Below are 17,032 nucleotides of genomic sequence, written 5' to 3'. Positions count from 1 at the left end.
AGGGGGCGTATCTTTGCGGCATGCTTATGAGCTGGGGCCTTGCCCTTTTCGTCGCCTTTTGTGTGGTTGCGGCGATCCAACTGTATTATTACCTGTACTTCTTCCGCCGTGTCGGCACCTGGAAGCCGCGCGACCGCGAGGTGTCGCGGCAGCACCCCGTGAGCGTCATCATCTGCGCCCGCGATGAGGACGAAAACCTCGTGCGCCACCTGCCCGGCGTGCTGCTGCAGCAATACCCCTCCACGCGCGAGGTGGTGGTAGTCAACGACAACTCGCTCGATGACACCCGCTATGTGCTCGAAGATTTTCAGAAAACCTATAAAGACCTGCACATCGTGGAGCTGCAGCAGGAGGCAAAGCTCATCGCCGGGAAGAAATACCCGCTGTCGGTGGGCATCAAGGAAGCGAAGCACGAGCTGCTGCTCCTCACCGACGCCGACTGCGTGCCCGCCTCGGAGCACTGGATCTACCGGATGCAGGACGCCTTCGACGACGGCATAGAGGTCGTACTCGGCTACGGCGCCTACCACCGCCAGAAGGGCTTTCTCAACAAGGCCATCCGCTTCGAGACCTTCCACACCGCGCTGCAATACTTCGGCTACGCCCTCGCAGGCCGCCCCTACATGGGTGTCGGGCGCAACCTGGCCTACCGCAAGGGCACTTTCTTCCGCCACAAAGGCTTTTCCAGCATCAACCACATCCCCTCCGGCGACGACGACCTCTTTATTAATAAGGTGGCCACGAAAGACAACACCGCCGTGGTGATCGACCCCGAGGCCTTTACCCTGTCGCGCCCGAAACAAAGCTGGAAGGAATGGCGCCGCCAGAAGAACCGGCACTATTCCACCGGCAAATACTACAAGCCCGCCATCAAGTGGCTGCTCGGCCTCTACACCCTGAGCTTTGTGCTGTTCTACCCGCTGCTCGCTGCCTCCCTCGTCCTGTTCGACTGGCGCTGGCCGCTCATCCCGCTGGCCCTCCGCTGGATCAGCATCGGGGTGGTCTGGAGCAAAGGCATGAAGAAGCTCGGGGAAAAAGACCTCTTCGCAGGCTTTATCTTCTGGGACATCTGGCAGTTTTTCTACTACATTCTTTTTGCGCCGGCGGTGTGGAAGAAGCCGAAGAAGATGAGTTGGTAGCACGCAGATCACGCAGGCAATAGAACAGAAGCCCTTCGCTTGGCGAAGGGCTTCGGTCATTGCGCCTCGGGCCGCCCTATCTTTGCTCCGCATGGACATCTTATTAAAATACTTCTCCGACTTCACGCCCCGGCAGCTCGAACAATTCGGAGCCCTCGACGAGCTTTATAAAGACTGGAACGCGAAGATCAACGTCATTTCCCGCAAGGATATCGACAGCCTCTACGAGAAGCATGTCCTGCACTCGCTCGCCATCGCGGCGGCCTTTCCGTTCCCCGACGGGCTGGAGATCATCGATATCGGCACCGGCGGCGGCTTCCCGGGTGTGCCGCTGGCCATCTTCTTCCCGAACGTGAAATTCCACCTCGTGGATTCCATCGGCAAGAAGCTCAAGATCGTCGAAGCCGTTAAAGAGGCCCTCGGGCTCGACAACCTGACCACCCAGCACAGCCGCGCCGAGGAGGTGACGAACCGAAAGTTCGACTTCGCCGTATCGCGCGCCGTGGCCCCCTTGGGTGACCTGCTGCGCTGGAGCAAGCCGCTGCTGCGCAAGGGCCAGTTTACGGTTAAAGAGGGTGATGGCCGCGAAACAGTGTACCGCTCCGGCCTCGTGTGCCTCAAAGGTGGCGACCTCGCCGAAGAGATCAACGCCACCGGCACCCGTCCCAAGATGATCGAGCTCAGCGACCTTTTCGAGGAGGAGTGGTTCCGGGAAAAGTACATTGTGTACGTCTCCTAGTTTACTGGTTTATTAGTCGACTGGTTTATTGGGAAAGCCTGTTCCCTGCCAGCACTTACGGTACGGCCTTACAACCCTTCACAACCAGCAAAACCAGCAAAACCTTCAAAACCTGCTTCTCCGCTATCGTTTGCGTGGTTTCCCGCTGTTTTCCTCGTTTTTGGCTTATTTTCGGCCCCTAAAATCAAAGAATAAAGATGGCTGAAGTGATCAAAATGCCCCGCCTGAGCGACACGATGACCGAAGGCGTGATCGCCGCCTGGCACAAAAAGGTCGGCGACACCGTGAAGAAAGGGGAGATCCTGGCAGATATTGAAACCGATAAAGCCACCATGGAGCTCGAAAGCTACAAGGAAGGCACCATCCTGAAACTCGGCGCCGACAAGGGCGGAAAGATCCAGGTAGACGACCTGCTCTGCATCATCGGTGCGCCGGGTGAAGACATCAGCGGCCTCGAAGGCGGGCAACCGCAGAACCAGCCCGCCGCGCAACCAGCAGGGGAACAAGGCCCTGCGCAACAGCAGGGCAACGCTCCCGCAGCCGCTCCGGCCGCTGCGGCAACCGCAACTCCCACTGTAGACGTTTCCAAAATGGAAGAAGTGGTGCTCATGCCCCGCCTCTCCGATACGATGACCGAAGGCGTCATTGCCTCCTGGCACAAGAAAGTGGGCGACACGGTGAAAAAAGGCGACGTGCTGGCCGACATCGAAACCGACAAGGCCACGATGGAACTCGAATCCTACAAGAACGGCACCCTGCTCTACCAGGGCGGGCAACCCGGCGAGAAAGTAGCCGTAAACGACCTGCTGTGCATCATTGGCGAAGAAGGCAAGGTGGACGTGAATGCCATCGTAGCCGCAGCCAAAGGCGGCGGTGGAACAGCGAATAACGAACAAGGCTCGCCCGCCGCAGCTTCGGCGCAGGCGGGAACACCGGCTAAGGAAGAAAAGGCACCAGAAGCCGCCCCGGCCCAAACCGGCGCCTCTTCGGATGGACGTGTAAAAGCCTCTCCCCTCGCAAAGGCCCTCGCCAAAGAAAAAGGCATCGACCTTTCCCAGGTGGCCGGCTCCGGCGACGGTGGCCGCATCGTGAAGAGCGACGTTGACAATTTCAAGCCGCAGCAAGCAAGCCAACAGCAGCCGTCAGCCCAACAACAAACCACAAAAAACAAACCCCAAACTTCTTTCGTCGCAGGTGAAGAAGGATACGCCGATACCAACGTATCGCAGATGCGCAAGGTCATCGCCAAGCGTCTCGGCGAATCGAAATTCAACGCCCCGCACTTCTACCTCACCATGGAGATCAACATGGACGGAGCGATGGAAGCCCGCGCGAAGATGAACGAGGTAAGCGACGTCAAGATCTCCTTCAACGATATGGTGGTGAAAGCCGCCGCGATGGCCCTGCGCAAGCACCCGGCCGTGAACAGCAGCTGGATGGTCGACTTTATCCGCACCTACCAGCACGTGCACATCGGCGTGGCCGTGGCTATCGAAGACGGCCTTATTGTTCCCGTCATCCGCTTCGCCGACCAGAAGACGCTGTCGCAGATTGGCGCCGAATCGAAGGAGCTCGCCGGCAAGGCCCGCAACAAGAAACTGCAGCCGAACGAATTCACCGGCAACACCTTCACCATCTCCAACCTGGGCATGATGGATATCGAAGAGTTCACCGCTATCATCAACCCGCCCGACTCGGCCATCATGGCCGTTGGCCGCATCAAGGAAGTGGTGGTGCGCAAGGGCGACGGCTTCGGTGTAAGCAACGTCATGAAAGTGACCCTCTCCTGCGACCACCGCTCGGTGGACGGAGCCGTGGGTGCCGCCTTCCTGCAAACCTTTAAGAAGTTCCTCGAGAACCCGGTGACCATGCTGGTTTGATGCCTGATGCAGGACGTCGGATGCCTGATATTAAAAAGCCCCACACCGAAAGCGTGGGGCTTTTTGTTAGTTAACGCTACCCGGCCCGGCGCCTTTCCGCACGCGGAAGTAATTTCCTTTTTCTGCCGACTCCTGGAACAACAGTGAGGTATTCGGATCGACCAGTACTTTGATCCCGGACCGGTTACCGGTTTCCAGCTTAATAGTGGTTTGCCGCTCCGACACCGGGATCCTGTGGAGCGTGAGCTTGCCGGAATTGTCCAGCAGGCCGACTTCCAGCGTAAAGGAAAAGGGCTCACGCGTTTTTTGCGCTACCTCGATCAGCACTTTCCCCTCCTTGACCTTTTTACTAAAATACAAGGAAGGAATACCCCCCCGGTAGAGCCATTGGTTGAAGAAGGTATCCATCGGCTTGCCGCTCACTTCGGAGGCGATCCGTTGCAGGTCGCGCGTTTCGGCATTGCTCCCTTTATAAGTTTCGTAATATTTCCGGATGATCGTTTGAAACGCAGTGTCGCCCACTTCCTGCCGCAGCATGTGCAGCACCCAGCCACCTTTGTCGTAGCTGTTGGCGTTGAGCAGCGACATCAGGTTCTGCGTCGAATCCACCACCGCACGCGTGGGATTGGCCGCTACGAAACCGATGATCTTCCGGCGGTCGTCCTGCAGCCGCTTCCGCATGCTGTCGGTGCCGTATTTGTGCTCGATGTACAGGTTGGTGAAATACGTTGCGAAGCCCTCGCTGAGCCAGAGGTGCGCGAAGCTTTTCTCCGAAGCCATGTCGCCGAACCACTGGTGCGCGATCTCGTGGGCAATGACGTCTTCCCACTTGCGATCGCCGGTAACGCTTTCCTCGGCATAAAAGATGGCCGAAGCATTCTCCATGCCGCCGAAGATGGTCTTCGACTGCACATTGGCGAGCTTGCTGTAAGGGAAGGGCGCGATGTAGCTGCTGAAGAATTTGAGAATGGAGGGCGCCACGGCGTAATCATAAAAGCCCTTGCTGCTGTCCTGCGGGTACACCCAGGCGGACACCGGTATGCCCTGCGGACTATCCTCAAAGGTCTTCACCGCGAAGCGCGCCGCGCCGATGACCATCACTTTGGTAGGCTGTGGCGTACGCTCCACGTAGTAATAATGACGCGGACCCGCGGCCCATTTTTCCGGGTCGTCGGCATCCTTGTCCTGCTCCGCGGCGCCATTGGAGATCACGGTGTAGGGCGCCGGAACGGTCACGCGGAACTCGAAGGAGGCTTTATCGTCGGGGCGGTCGTTGCAGGGGATCCAATGGTGCGCGCGGTTGGGCCAGTTGTCGGCGAAGAACGTTCGGTCACCCCATTTGTTTTTCGAGATGATGAGGCCGTCGGCGGGTATGCCGCTGTATCTGACCTGGAAGCGGTAGGCGTCCTGGTTGTTGATGCCTTCTTTTAGTTCCACGAGGATGCGGTCGCCTTCCTGTTTCCAGGAAGCTACGTTATAGCCGTTGAACTGCTGTACCGTCATGCCTTTGCCGTTGGCTTTCTTGCCCACGAGATCGAGAGCAAAGGAGCGGTTGCCGCCGGGGAAGCGGATGTCCAGGTACGTCTCCCCTTCGATCCGGTCGGTGCTGTCAAACAGCCGGATCGCGAACGCGTAATGCTGCACATCGATATCCTGCGCCGTCACCAGAAGGGGCAACAAGAACAACAGCGAAAGAAGCTTCTTCAACATACCAGAAAGGTAACCTTAAATCTGACATCCGACCCATCCCCGCCCCTTCCCTAAGGAAAGGGAGATCGTTCCCGTCAAACCAGACATCCGACATCCTACATCAGACATTCCCTCCGAGGCTCTCGAGAAGGTCCACGACCTTCTCCCGCCTTAGGATAACGTACCCGATCCGGTCGTTGGAGATGCCTTCGCGCAATTGGTAGGAGAAAGAAAGCTGGTCGTTCTCCACGGTCGTTTCGAAATACTTGAAGGCGATGTTGGGGTACCCTCTCAGATCCTCCCCGATCTCGTAGAGGTGGGTCGACAGGATGAACAGCGAATTGTGCATCTTCACCAGCCCCTTAATCACTGTCAGCGAGCATTTCATCGCGTCCTGCATGTTGGTGCCCTTGAACAGCTCGTCGATGAGCACCAGCCATTTGCCCCCGTCGTTGATCTTGACGATGGTGTTCTTGATGCGCTGCACCTCATTGTAGAAATACGATTCGCCTTTGACGATGTTGTCGGTCACATTGATGTTCGACAGCAGGCCGTCGAACAGGGTGAGGCGCATGTGCGCGGCCGGTACGCCCATACCCAGGTGGGCCAGGTATACCGCGGCGCCCGTGGCCTTGATCAGGGTACTTTTGCCCGCCATGTTGGCGCCGGTAAGGAAAACGAAGTTCTGCGCCGGGTCCATCAGCAGGTCGTAGGCCACCGGCTGCCGCAGCAGCACGTGGTACAATCCCTTGCTGTGCAGCTGTGGCTGGCTGCCAGCCACGAATTCGGGGAACTGCAAACCGAAGCGCTGCATGGCCAGCGCCATCGAATGCCAGGCCTCGAGGCGCCCGAAGATGTCGATGAGCTCGAGCGTGCGGCTTTTATAGGCCCCACGCAGGTAATAAGCGAAGTACAGGTTCTCCTGTATGCTGAGCTTTTGCTTCGGGTCCAGCGCGGCCAGTTCCGCCAGGGGCTTCTCGCGCAGCAGGGAATCGATGCGTTCCAGGTGCGCGGCGAGCTGCCGCGGCAGCTCGGTATTCTGGAGCAACCCCAGCAACACCTTCAGGCCGCGGTAGAAATCGGCAAAGTGCATCACCGAGTACCGGACCATCGAGTAGTCGCCGCTGTTGAAAAGGCGGTACGTAAGGGCGCTGACCTTATTGTGGCTGCTGGAGATAAACCCAAGCTGGTAGTCGAAGAAGCGGTCGATCACGTGCATCGTGCCGTTGGAGATCTCCTTCGGCCACTCCGCCGCGCGTTCCATCAGTGTGCGCAGGATGCGCTGGGTACCGCGGATCTTTTCAATATCGGACAGCGGCTCGCTGAAAAAATGGCGCAGCCACTCCTTCCCGACGTTCGTCTGGGTGAAGTTGAGCCGGTGAAAGATCGAGTACTCCTCTTCCGGGTGAAAGATGGCCAGGTCGTTGAGCGTTATTTGGTCTACAAGCATAGATTCTGTTTAGCCCATCCCCTAACCCCTTCCCGAAGGGAAGGGGAACAGAGGCGGTTTCAAACTCCCTTCCCTTTGGGAAGGGTCGGGGATGGGCTACCGGTCAAAGCGCAGCCGCTGCCCCATCTGAGATTCATTCCACAGGCCGTTTGCATAAACTTTATGGCCGTTTACGAAAGTATGGGTGATCCGTGCCGGGAAACGCATCCCCTCGAAGGGGCTCCAACCGCAGGTATAGTGCAGGCTCTCCGGCGTCACATCGGTGTGGGCGGTGAGGTCCACGATCACCAGGTCGGCCCAATAGCCCTCGCGGATATAGCCGCGGTCTTGGATTCCGAAGCAATCGGCCACCGCATGGCTCATCTTGCGGACTACCGTTTCCAGCGGAATGCGGCCCTCCTGATAATAGTGCAGCATCAGGAGCAGCGGGTGCTGCACCAGCGGCAGGCCGGCGTGGGCGTGCTCGTAGGGACCCGTCTTTTCCGAGCGCAGGTGCGGCGCGTGGTCGGTGGCGATGACGTCGAGGCGGTCGTCGAGGAGGGCCGCCCAGAGCGCCTCGCGGTGCTGCGGCGCCTTGATGGCGGGATTGCACTTGATGTCGTAGCCGTGCTGCGCATAATCGTCGGAGGTAAAGTGCAGGTGGTGCACGCACACTTCCGCCGTGATCCGCTTTTCGGTAAGTGGCAGCATGTTGCCGAACAGCTGCAGTTCGCGCGCTGTAGTAATGTGCAGGATGTGCAGCCGCGTGCCGTGCTTCTTGGCCAGCTGCACGGCCTTGAACGACGACTCGAAGCAGGCCTCCTCGTCGCGCACCAGCGGGTGATCGGAAGGCGTAAGCTCGCCCTTCTCCGCCTTCAGCCGCTCGTAGTTGGCTTTGATAATCGGCTCTTCCTCGCAGTGCGTGGCAATGAGCAGCTCGCTGCCGGCAAAGACCCGGTCGATGCTGAGGTAATTATCCACCAGCAGGTTGCCGGTGGAGGCGCCCATGAAGATCTTGACGCCGCACACATCCTGTTTCTTATCGTTGGTACGCAGCACCTCGTCTACATTGCTGTTGGAGGTGCCCATATAAAAGGAGTAGTTGGCCAGCGAGCTGCGGGCGCCAATGGCATATTTTTCTTCAAGCAGCTCCTGCGTAAACACCGGCGGCACCGTGTTGGGCATCTCCATGAAGGAGGTGACGCCGCCGGCTACTGCTGCCTTGGCTTCGGTATAGATCGTGGCTTTGTGCGTCAGACCCGGCTCACGGAAATGCACCTGGTCGTCGATGGCGCCGGGGAGCAGGTGCTTGCCCGTGCCGTCGATCTCTTCGCAGGCAACGTCGCCCACTTTCAGCGCGCTGCCGATCTTTTCGATGCGCCCCCCGCGGATCCATACGTCCTGCGTCACGATGCGGCCTTCGTTGACCACCTGTATATTCCGGATCAGGTAATTTTTTTGTAGCATTGTCCCTTATTAAAGCTTGGTAATGCAATATAAACAATGCCTCGGTGCGGCCTTCGTGCTGCTGCCGTTCCTCTCTTCGGCCCAGACCACCTACCTGCCGCAAGACGCTCCCGAAAACACACTCCTCGAGCGCATGGAGATCAAGGCGGGCCACGATTCGGTGCTCAACTTCTCCACCGCGAAGCCCCTCAGCCGCAAACACTTCATCCCCGCCCTGCAGCGCCTCGACTCCACGATGATGACGCCGGTGGACCGCTATAACCTCTATCTCGCCAAGGTGAACAACCTGGAATGGGTAGCCGAGCCCTGGGAGAACTATGCGAGCCGCAAGCCCATTCTGAAAAACTTCTACCGCACGGCAGGCACGCTCTTCGAAGTGCACAGCCCCGACTTCTTCCTCGCCGTCAATCCCGTGTTTCAATACACGGTGTCGAAGGAGCAGGACAACGACCGCCACCTGTTTCTCAACACGCGTGGCTTTTCGCTGCGCGGCCGCATTGCCAACAAGATCGGCTTCGCCGCTTACGTGACCGACAACCAGGAGCGCGACCCGCTCTACGTGCAGCAGTTCACCGCCGAGCGCAATGCCGTTCCCGGCGCGGGCTTTTACAAAGACTTCAAAGGGAATGGTGGCGTGGACTACTTCGACGCGCGGGGCTATGTAACCTTCAATGCCACGAAGTACATCGACATTGCGTTCGGTTACGACAAGAACTTCATCGGCGCCGGCTACCGCTCGCTGTTCCTGAGCGACTTCTCCGCCCCCACCGTATTCCTGAAGCTGAACACGCGCATCTGGAAGTTCCAGTACCAGAACCTGTTCATGGAGCTCAACTCGGCCAACCGCCTCAATGCCGACAAGTTGCAGCCGAAAAAGTACGCCGTGATGCACCACCTCGACCTCGCCGTTACGAAGTGGCTCAACGTAGGACTTTTTGAAGGCATCGTGTTCGGCCGTACCAACCACTTCGAGTTCGGATACCTCAACCCCGTCATCTTTTACCGCTCCATCGAGCAGGCCAACGGCTCCTTCGACAACTCGGTGGCCGGTCTCGACTTCAAGGCCAACGTGGCGCACCGTTTCCAGTTTTACGGGCAGGTGCTCCTCGACGAGTTCAAGCTGTCCGAGATCCAGGCCGGCAACGGGTGGTGGGCCAATAAATTCGGCTGGCAGCTCGGCGCCAAGTACGTGGACGCCTTCGGCATCCGCAACCTCGACCTGCAGCTCGAAGTCAACCGCGTGCGTCCCTTCACCTACTCGCACAACGACTCGGTGGCCAACTATACGCACTACAACCAGCCCCTCGCCCACCCGCTCGGCGCCAACTTCCAGGAAGTGATCGGCACGATCCGCTACCAGCCGCTGCGCAAGCTGACGCTGTTTGCAAAAGCACTGACCTACTTCCAGGGCCGCGATACGGGCCTCGTGTCGTACGGCAGCAACATCTTCCTGCCCAACCCCATTCCCGATCCCAATAACGTAGTGGCCAATGCCATCCCGCACCGTACCACCGACTACGGCTTCAACGTGGGCTCGGGCTACAAGACCACCGTGGTGCAGCTGGGCCTCACGGCTTCGTACCAGCTGCGGCCGAACCTCTTTATCGAGGCCAACGGCACGTATCGCCACACAACGCAACCCTGGCCGAACAACAACACGGTCGGCTCGGGCACGTTCATCGTGGGCGGCGGGATTCGGTGGAATGCGTGGAGAAGGAACTTTGATTTCTGACCTCACCCCACCCCTAACCCCTCCCCGGGAGGGAGGGGGATGCAAAGGCCCCCGCGATGCGGGGGCCTTTGCTATTGGTTTAGGTCACAACTTCACAAATTCCACCCGCCGGTTCTGCGCTTTGCCCTCCGCGGTCTTGTTGTCGGCAACGGGCTTGGTGGCCCCTTGTCCATCGGTTTGTATGCGGGCGGCATCGACGTTGAAGGTGCTCACCAGCGCGTTCTTCACGGCTGCCGCACGGCGGCGCGAGAGGTCCAGGTTGGCGGCCGCATCGCCATCGTTGTCGGTATGACCGATGATCTTCACTTTTACCCCGGGGTTGGCGTTCAACACGGCGGCTACTTCCTTGAGCACGCCTGCCGATACCGGCTTGATGGCATCCGAATTCACATCGAACAGGATACCCGTTGTGGAGAAGCTGCCTGTGCTGAGCAGCTTGTTGCGGGTGTCGGCAGCCGCCGCCGCGATCTTGATGTTGGAGAGATAGTACTGGTAATTTTCCTGCGGCCCTCCGTAGGAGTCCAGCTCGAAGCGCAGCTGGCTGGGGCTGGTGCCGGCTTCGAGCGCGCCGGGGTTGTCGTACACTTTCTGCTGGTTGAGCCACGCACGCACGCGCGTGCCCTGCACCCACAGCGCCACGTGCACCGGCGTTGCCTGCTTGTTGAAATCGTTGAACACGGAGTGCCGCACGCCATCGCCGGAGAAGTACACGGAGCCCTTGCTGTTGTAGGTGTTCAGCAGCACGCCGTCGGGCGTCGTATTGGAACCGATATTGGGTTTCAGGTCGAGGGCGATGCCGCTTTGATAAGTGGCAACGCCGGCGGCGTTTACGGGGCTGATCGGGTGCACGAGCCATACCTGTACGATCGGCACCCGCTGATCGTCTTTGAAGTGGGCGATCAGGTCGAATTCAAGCGTATAGTTTTCCTGCAGCGCCGTATGAAACGACGACGTATACGACGTACGCTCTTTCAGGTTGAGCCACTTGCCCGCGATGCCGTCGATGGTCATCACCTCGCCGCTGCCGCTTGTGCGCCACTTGGCCGGCATTTCCCCGATCGACTCGGCAGCGAAATCTTCCACGTAAAGGATCTTGCTGCCGGGCACAAAGTCGAAGCGCGAATAGGCCTTGAGGCTGTTGCCCCGGGGCGCGGACTTCTCGGGCGTGCTCCCCGTAGCCTCGTCGGCGCGGGCGCCTGCCGGCGTGGCCACGCTGCCGCCGTCGGGGTTGCCGGCAACGGTTTGCTCCACGCTGTCGAGCGATTTGTCGATGGCTTTGTCAATCTGGTTATCGACGCGCTGCACGGTCTTGGCTTTGGCCTTGTCGGCAATTCTTTTGAGGATCTGTGCCGGCGCCGGCTGCGCAGCGAATAGCACGAACAGGAGCCCTGTCAGGACGCGGTAGGTTTGTTTCATAACGTATGGTTTGGTTTCCTTCCTTTTAAGGTAGGAAGAAAATACGCGCCTGTTCTGCCTGAGCTATCCGCAGAAATACGGGAACTCTTGTAGCACAATCATTTAGAATGGAAGATTTTTTTCACGGCTCAGCCTTGAGCAGACGCGCCCGGTCGGCTTGAAAAAGACCGTTGCTTCCAGGCCGGCGCAATTACGCGCCGCCGCCCGTAGCGATGTAGCGCTCCGCCCCGATGGCCAGGTCATAGCATTCGTAGTTGGCGGAGGTGATCAGCACCTCGAGCAGGTAATCGTTGTCGAAATGCAGGTGCAGGTCGCCCGTATCTTTTTGGATGGCAATGGACAGCAGCCGTTGCGCCTGCAGCCGGCCGAAAACCTCCTGCGCCAGGTTTAGCGGACTGCTCAGGCCAAACCACTGCCCGTGGTCGGGCGAAACGGCGATGACCTTCTGTGCCTTCAGGAGGCGCCACACCGAGTAGACGGTGATCGCGATCGACCCGGTGCAGGTAAGCAGCCAGGAATCCGATGCCTTTTCGTAAACAAAAGACAGGAGGGTGGCGTCGACAGGAATGGTTCGATCGGTAAACATGGTTGTGTAGGCGGATGCCCGGCTTTCTGCTGCGGGCGACCCCGGCAAGGTCCGCTTTTTCCGGTACGCGCAGAACGCTTCGTGGCTGGCAATGCCGTGCTGGAGCACCGCCGTACCCATGGCGGCACCGCTCAAGCCCGGCTGAAAGAAGCCCGTTGTAGAAATACGGTCCACCTGAAGCAGGAGCAGGCTCCCGATAAATACGTTCGCATGAGCATCGTTTACTTTGAAAACGTTTTATTTTTAAGGTAGCAGGAACGATGGAGGACAAGTGCCTATGTTCTTCCTGCCACAGGTCTCTTTCCCGGAACTCGATTGTTCACCCTAAACCAAATAAAATGAAAAAGCTACTCACGCTTGCCCTGCTCTCCTTCGGAATGCTGTTACCAGCCCGCCTGCATGCACAAACGTCAAGCAATCCTGCGCAAAAGCCAGGTGTTCGTACCATTGCGCGGCAGGGCGACACGGTATGGGTCATTGTCAACCCGGTGAAAGCCGACAAGCGGGCACAGTTTGAGCACTTTCTGAAAGATATCTTCTGGCCGATGGGCTATAAGCTGGAGGGAAAGGACCAGGAGGTGTTCCGGAAAACGCGGGTTTTGTTCCCGGTGAAGGCAGAAGCCAATGGCACGTACAGCTACCTGTTTATTATGGACCCGGTCGTGCGCCAGGGCGAATACGATATAGAGACCCTGTTGCGAAAAATGTATCCGGCCGACAAAGCGAAAGAGTACAATAAACTATTTGATGACAGCCTTTCCGGGGGCCAGATCTGGTATACCAGCCTGCAAACAGAGTATTAAGAAAATGTACTGCTGCTTATTGATTACTCCACGCTGTTGCCGGCGCCAGGCCCGAATGCCGGTGACCGGCAACAGCGTTTTTGCGCCTGCAAGCGTATTTCCGGGATGGATCCTTTGTGTTGCAGCAACAGGCCTGGCAGATGCCTGACCATCCGGATCAACCATTCGCGATGGTCGCTTGAAATTGCAATCTCTGTATTCTAGCTAAAGATCAGGAATCGACATCGTTCATGTTGGGCGCTGCCTATCAGGAGGAGACTACCACAATAGGACCAGCAGGCAACGGCGGGTTGTTTAGATGTCGGTGAACGACTGGTGACAGCTTAGTCAATTCAGAGTAGGTATTGTTAAAGCGAGAAAGGACAAATACCGCAATGGTGTACTTCTGGAAGTTCTGCTGGTGCTGCAGATTCTTGTCAAAGGTGAGTAATGCATCGAAACCATCTTCGAGCATCAGTTGCATTAACTGGCCATTCTTGATCCCGTTCCAACCCTTGTCGCGGACGGTATAGGTTTCGTGATCGGGAAAGTCAAGCTTCAGTCGCTTGGGCAGATTCTCATCAAGCAGCAACTTCATAGAGCTTCAACACGTTCTTAGAGGTAAGAAGACGATTGGCAACTTCCAGCAATGCAATGGCCTGCTCACGGGAAACGGTCGGAAAATCGTCAAGGAAGACTTCCAAAGAATCGCCAGCCTCTAAATGGTCAAAGAGCGTCTCAATCGAAACGCGAGTTCCCTTAAAGACAGGCGTACCCGATAAGATGTCCGGATCCACGGTGATGAGCTCTTTGAGTTCCATGGCCTAAAATTACGAATAATCGCAATAAGACCGAAGTAGCGGAGTGTTCGCCGGTAGCGCCCAACGACCAGGGCTTTGCGCCGTGGCCGAGATTGAATGTACGACCTTTTCGAATGTTTGGAGGCCATAGTGCAATAGACAATCTTGTGCGCAGACGGCAAGCTTCGGGCGTTCCAACCAACTAAGAATCGTAGAGATATCCTTTAGGTGTTCGTGTCTCTTTTGCCTGTATATAAAGTAATTTGTTTAATACCGTAGGACTCAAACAATTCGACTTTCATTTCCCTTTCCGGGAACAATAAATGTAGATTAGTCTGCCAGGCCACTTTCAAGGCATTGCCAAATTGCTCAAGTGATGCGCGAAACTGTGAATCATCACTTCCGGTCGGTAGCTTGCGGCCAAAGACCAAGGCTTTACACTTTGGCCGAGAGGAAGGTACAAATTATAACGACTGCTCGAAGGCCGTAGCGCAAAGCCGCTGTTGACGGCATTGCTTAGGAGACTGGTCGCACGTACTTCGCAAACATTAGGTTGTACCTGTCGCCAAAGGTTACTCGGGTGATGTTTTTGTACATTATCTTATCAGATCTTTCCTCGACAAAACCTTCTGCATTAAAATAGTTGATCGAAACGCTTTCAACCCCAACCGATTTTATGGTACCGATCGAAAAGCTGTCAACATTCGGCGCCTCGCATTCGACAATGACGGAAAGCTTGGCAGATTTAAGAGACTTAAAAAGCCTGCCGAAAGACTCAAGCTCAACCCGTACGTTACAACCTACTTGATCCAGCAATCCTTCTTGCTTTAAAACGTGCCTGAAGAATCGATTAGTCTTGCTACTTGAGATTCGTTGGACAATATCGACAGGAAATACCGAAAAGCCAGTTAGGTTGAATTCTTCTGAAGTCTGCATCAGCAATAAATCGTTTGATGCAGCCAAAACGAAGCCATTTATCTTATCCTCGAATTCGTCCAGCTTTCTGAATAGTTGAACAAACTTCCGGTTTCGAATGATTGCCTCTAGGTCTTTAGGAGTGTTCATAGCATTGCGGCCACCGTGCGGCCTTCTTGTCTTTTGAGTTTCCGCCTTAGAAAAAAATAAAGAAGCCAAATTACTATTGCTGCGTATGTAGTGAAACCAGCGACATTGCTAAAAGTCTCCTTTGCTTTGTCAAAACCGTACAAAACATTTGAGCCCTTCTGAATTTTCATTATTTTAAATTCACTGCCTCCCCCAAGTCGAGCTTGAATTTTTGTCCTGTGAAGCAAAGTCACTGTGTCACCGATATGCAGATTGCCAATTACCGTGGGAAAGAAATCAGACCTGTTGTCAAAAAAAAATAATGGTTCAACAAAGTTGTCAAGTTTAATTGTAATTCTGTCGTCGGTGTATTTATAATGACGGTACCTGTCCTGATAAATTGATGTGATTTTACCTGATACGGGAACCAAATTACTTTCAGTCAAAGTTGTCATGTAGGTCTGCGATATAACAACAAGTGTCAATACAAATGCAAGTCCTGGCAAAACATATTTGATATTAAACTTTTGGTTGCCTTTTATTCTCATCGTCTGCTTTATCAAATTTGAAGTGTGTTCACAGGTCGCGCACAACTCAAAGATATACGCAAGTACACGCAGCATCAAGTCGCAGACATTCCACCGCTATCGAAATCGGGATAACCGTTCACCATCCGTTCCCGCACCCGGGTCCTCCGCTGCAAAGCGACAGCCCTCCGCACAGCACTTCGCATCCTTTTCCAAAGCTGCCCAACCTGGAGAAGGTGCTCGCGGAATCCGCGCGGGCCTTCCCAAGGTGGAACAACTGCCGCCGGAATCCGCGCACCGGCTCACAAACCTGAACAGGTCTCCGCGGAATCCGCGCGCACCGTTTCAAAGTTGTGAAGGTGCCCGCGGATTCCGCGGGCACCTTCACACATTGGAAATGAGCACTTTACGAAAGAGGTGCCCCGGTTGGCAAAAAGACGGCCGCCGTTGCCGCCCGGTAATGCACATCCTGTGCAAAAGTTCCGGATGAGGGGTCATGGAAACGAGTAAAAGGTTGTCTACCTTCTGTTCTAAACCCCATCAACATGGTAACGACACTGTACTTCCAGCATCTCCAGAACGCGGAATCGGTATTGTATGCCGAACGCCTGATTGAACGCATCATTTCCAATGATCCGCTGCCCCCGCCGGTGCAACGGGCAAAGGACGACTTCACCCGTATTACCTCCGAACGCAACGTACTGGTGCAACGGGCCCTCGGCTCCCGCTACACCGACGACCTCGCCAACGGAGATGCCCGGCGCGACGAACTGACTACCTCCCTGTTCTGGCTTTGCGAAGGGTTTGCCCGCTGTGAACATGACGGCCGCCGGGCAGCCGCCGCACTCCTGCTGGAAGCGCTGAAGCCGTATAGCACCGCCGCGGAGCTGACGAAATTCGACGGCGACAAGGAAACCAAACTGATCGAAAACCTCGTGCGCGACCTCCGCGCCCGGGCCGACCTGCGCGACGCCCTGCAAACCCTTGGCCTCGACTCGCTGCTGACGGCCCTCGAAGCGGCGAACCTCGAATTCAAGCGGCTCATGGAAGCGCAGTCGGACGACGAGCTGACCAAGCCCGAGGCCAACCGCATGGTGGTGCTGCGCCGCGACTCGGCCCGGGCCTACCGCGAGCTGATGAAGCAGATCGACAGCGCCTACAACTATACCGGCGGCGCCGAGCCCTGGCTGGGCATGGTGGCCGCGCTGAACCAGATCACCGAAGAATTCATGCACAAGCTCGCACAACGCCAGGGCCGCGCCGCCGCCCAGGCGGAAACCACCCAACCCTGATACGTTCCCGTTTCGCATAAAAAAACAGAAGCCCGTAGAAATACGGGCTTCGCTCTTATCGGACGCTGCCTCACCAGGTCCCCTTGCGCGACAGCAGCAACCCGATCTTGTCGGGCTGCGCGTCGTACAACCAGTGGTACCCCGACAGGCGGTGGCCGGGGTTCGCGAAATGATCCACCAGGTGGGCCATGGTGTCGTATGCCTTGCGCGTGAGGTAGCAATGAAAGCTGCGGCCGTCGTCGGGCAGGGCGATGCCCCGGTTGTTGGGCGACGGCTCCAGGTCGAGCGTGCAGTTCACCGGGTTGATGAAGGGCAGCGCGTGCAGGTGCAACGGGCTGTCGGCACCCACCAGCTTCGTTTGGATCGCCAGTGCCAGCGCCGCCGCCTCGGCCGGGGTAAAGTCGAAAAGCCGCAGCAGGTTGTGGGGCTCCGCCAGCGGGAAGAGGCCGCCGGCCGTAATGTCTCGCAGGAACTCAAGCTTCATATACGGGAGGCGCGGGTGAACGCCTT

General features: G+C 57.0%; 16 protein-coding genes. 6 read left to right on the top strand and 10 right to left on the bottom strand.

The features are described from left to right. From E0486_RS15395 to E0486_RS15385, 3 genes are all read left to right on the top strand, one after another. Nucleotides 1–1,139 (top strand): glycosyltransferase (locus E0486_RS15395; RefSeq protein ID WP_317129424.1); only part of this gene is annotated, 1,139 nt, incomplete at its 5' end. 91 nt (nt 1,140–1,230) lie between these two features. Beyond that, complete coding sequence (rsmG, locus tag E0486_RS15390) at nt 1,231–1,878, top strand: 16S rRNA (guanine(527)-N(7))-methyltransferase RsmG (RefSeq protein ID WP_131853378.1); 648 nt, start codon at nt 1,231–1,233, stop codon at nt 1,876–1,878. 197 nt (nt 1,879–2,075) lie between these two features. Beyond that, on the top strand, nt 2,076–3,758 hold the full coding sequence (locus E0486_RS15385; protein ID WP_131853376.1) for a pyruvate dehydrogenase complex dihydrolipoamide acetyltransferase: 1,683 nt from the start codon (nt 2,076–2,078) through the stop codon (nt 3,756–3,758). 66 nt (nt 3,759–3,824) lie between these two features. On the opposite strand, the gene E0486_RS15380 is transcribed toward E0486_RS15385, so the two are convergent. The 3 genes from E0486_RS15380 to E0486_RS15370 form a co-directional block, all read right to left on the bottom strand. Then, the gene (locus E0486_RS15380; RefSeq protein WP_131853374.1) at nt 3,825–5,468 is read right to left on the bottom strand and encodes a M1 family metallopeptidase; all 1,644 of its coding nucleotides are present in this window, start codon (nt 5,466–5,468) and stop codon (nt 3,825–3,827) included. Nucleotides 5,469–5,568: 100 nt separating this feature from the next. Next, nucleotides 5,569–6,897: a MutS-related protein gene (locus E0486_RS15375; protein WP_131853372.1), complete on the bottom strand. Its 1,329-nt coding sequence runs from the start codon at nt 6,895–6,897 to the stop codon at nt 5,569–5,571. A 96-nt stretch (nt 6,898–6,993) separates the two neighbouring features. Further along, nucleotides 6,994–8,343, bottom strand: a complete 1,350-nt coding sequence (locus E0486_RS15370; protein ID WP_131853370.1) for a dihydroorotase — start codon at nt 8,341–8,343, stop codon at nt 6,994–6,996. Nucleotides 8,344–8,365: 22 nt separating this feature from the next. Between E0486_RS15370 and E0486_RS15365 the strand changes: the two genes are divergently transcribed. Continuing rightward, a complete protein-coding gene (locus tag E0486_RS15365) occupies nt 8,366–10,075 on the top strand; it encodes a capsule assembly Wzi family protein (RefSeq protein WP_131853368.1) in 1,710 nt (569 codons plus the stop codon). Nucleotides 10,076–10,159: 84 nt separating this feature from the next. On the opposite strand, the gene E0486_RS15360 is transcribed toward E0486_RS15365, so the two are convergent. Both E0486_RS15360 and E0486_RS15355 read right to left on the bottom strand, forming a co-directional pair. Further along, on the bottom strand, nt 10,160–11,491 hold the full coding sequence (locus tag E0486_RS15360; protein WP_131853366.1) for an OmpA family protein: 1,332 nt from the start codon (nt 11,489–11,491) through the stop codon (nt 10,160–10,162). Between the two features lie 190 nt (nt 11,492–11,681). Then, nucleotides 11,682–12,251, bottom strand: a complete 570-nt coding sequence (locus E0486_RS15355) for a hypothetical protein (RefSeq protein WP_131853364.1) — start codon at nt 12,249–12,251, stop codon at nt 11,682–11,684. Nucleotides 12,252–12,415: 164 nt separating this feature from the next. Between E0486_RS15355 and E0486_RS15350 the strand changes: the two genes are divergently transcribed. Then, nucleotides 12,416–12,880: a hypothetical protein gene (locus E0486_RS15350; protein WP_131853362.1), complete on the top strand. Its 465-nt coding sequence runs from the start codon at nt 12,416–12,418 to the stop codon at nt 12,878–12,880. A gap of 247 nt (nt 12,881–13,127) precedes the next feature. Here the strand turns inward: E0486_RS15350 and E0486_RS15345 are convergent, their stop codons facing one another. The 4 genes from E0486_RS15345 to E0486_RS15330 form a co-directional block, all read right to left on the bottom strand. Then, nucleotides 13,128–13,457 carry a DUF5615 family PIN-like protein gene (locus E0486_RS15345; RefSeq protein ID WP_131853360.1) on the bottom strand — a complete coding sequence of 110 codons (330 nt, stop codon included), beginning with the start codon at nt 13,455–13,457 and terminating at the stop codon, nt 13,128–13,130. Next, nucleotides 13,441–13,680, bottom strand: coding sequence for a DUF433 domain-containing protein (locus E0486_RS15340; RefSeq protein WP_131853358.1), 240 nt, complete (start codon nt 13,678–13,680; stop codon nt 13,441–13,443). The genes E0486_RS15345 and E0486_RS15340 overlap by 17 nt, the downstream gene beginning before the upstream one ends. Nucleotides 13,681–14,175: 495 nt before the next feature. Further along, nucleotides 14,176–14,724 carry a hypothetical protein gene (locus tag E0486_RS15335; protein WP_131853356.1) on the bottom strand — a complete coding sequence of 183 codons (549 nt, stop codon included), beginning with the start codon at nt 14,722–14,724 and terminating at the stop codon, nt 14,176–14,178. Continuing rightward, a complete protein-coding gene (locus E0486_RS15330; RefSeq protein WP_131853354.1) occupies nt 14,721–15,266 on the bottom strand; it encodes a hypothetical protein in 546 nt (181 codons plus the stop codon). Before E0486_RS15330 ends, E0486_RS15335 begins: the two co-directional genes overlap by 4 nt. A 509-nt stretch (nt 15,267–15,775) precedes the next feature. Between E0486_RS15330 and E0486_RS15325 the strand changes: the two genes are divergently transcribed. Continuing rightward, nucleotides 15,776–16,522, top strand: a complete 747-nt coding sequence (locus E0486_RS15325; protein ID WP_131853352.1) for a DUF6261 family protein — start codon at nt 15,776–15,778, stop codon at nt 16,520–16,522. A gap of 70 nt (nt 16,523–16,592) precedes the next feature. Here the strand turns inward: E0486_RS15325 and E0486_RS15320 are convergent, their stop codons facing one another. Then, nucleotides 16,593–17,006 (bottom strand): hypothetical protein, encoded by a 414-nt coding sequence (locus E0486_RS15320; RefSeq protein WP_131853350.1) that lies wholly within the window; start codon nt 17,004–17,006, stop codon nt 16,593–16,595. Nucleotides 17,007–17,032 lie beyond the last annotated feature (26 nt).

It is taken from the genome of Flaviaesturariibacter aridisoli (genome assembly GCF_004343705.1).
Classification (GTDB): Bacteria; Bacteroidota; Bacteroidia; order Chitinophagales; family Chitinophagaceae; genus Flavisolibacter; species Flavisolibacter aridisoli.
Note: the sequence above shows the minus strand (reverse complement) of the source record. Positions and strands in the feature narration are given on the sequence as shown.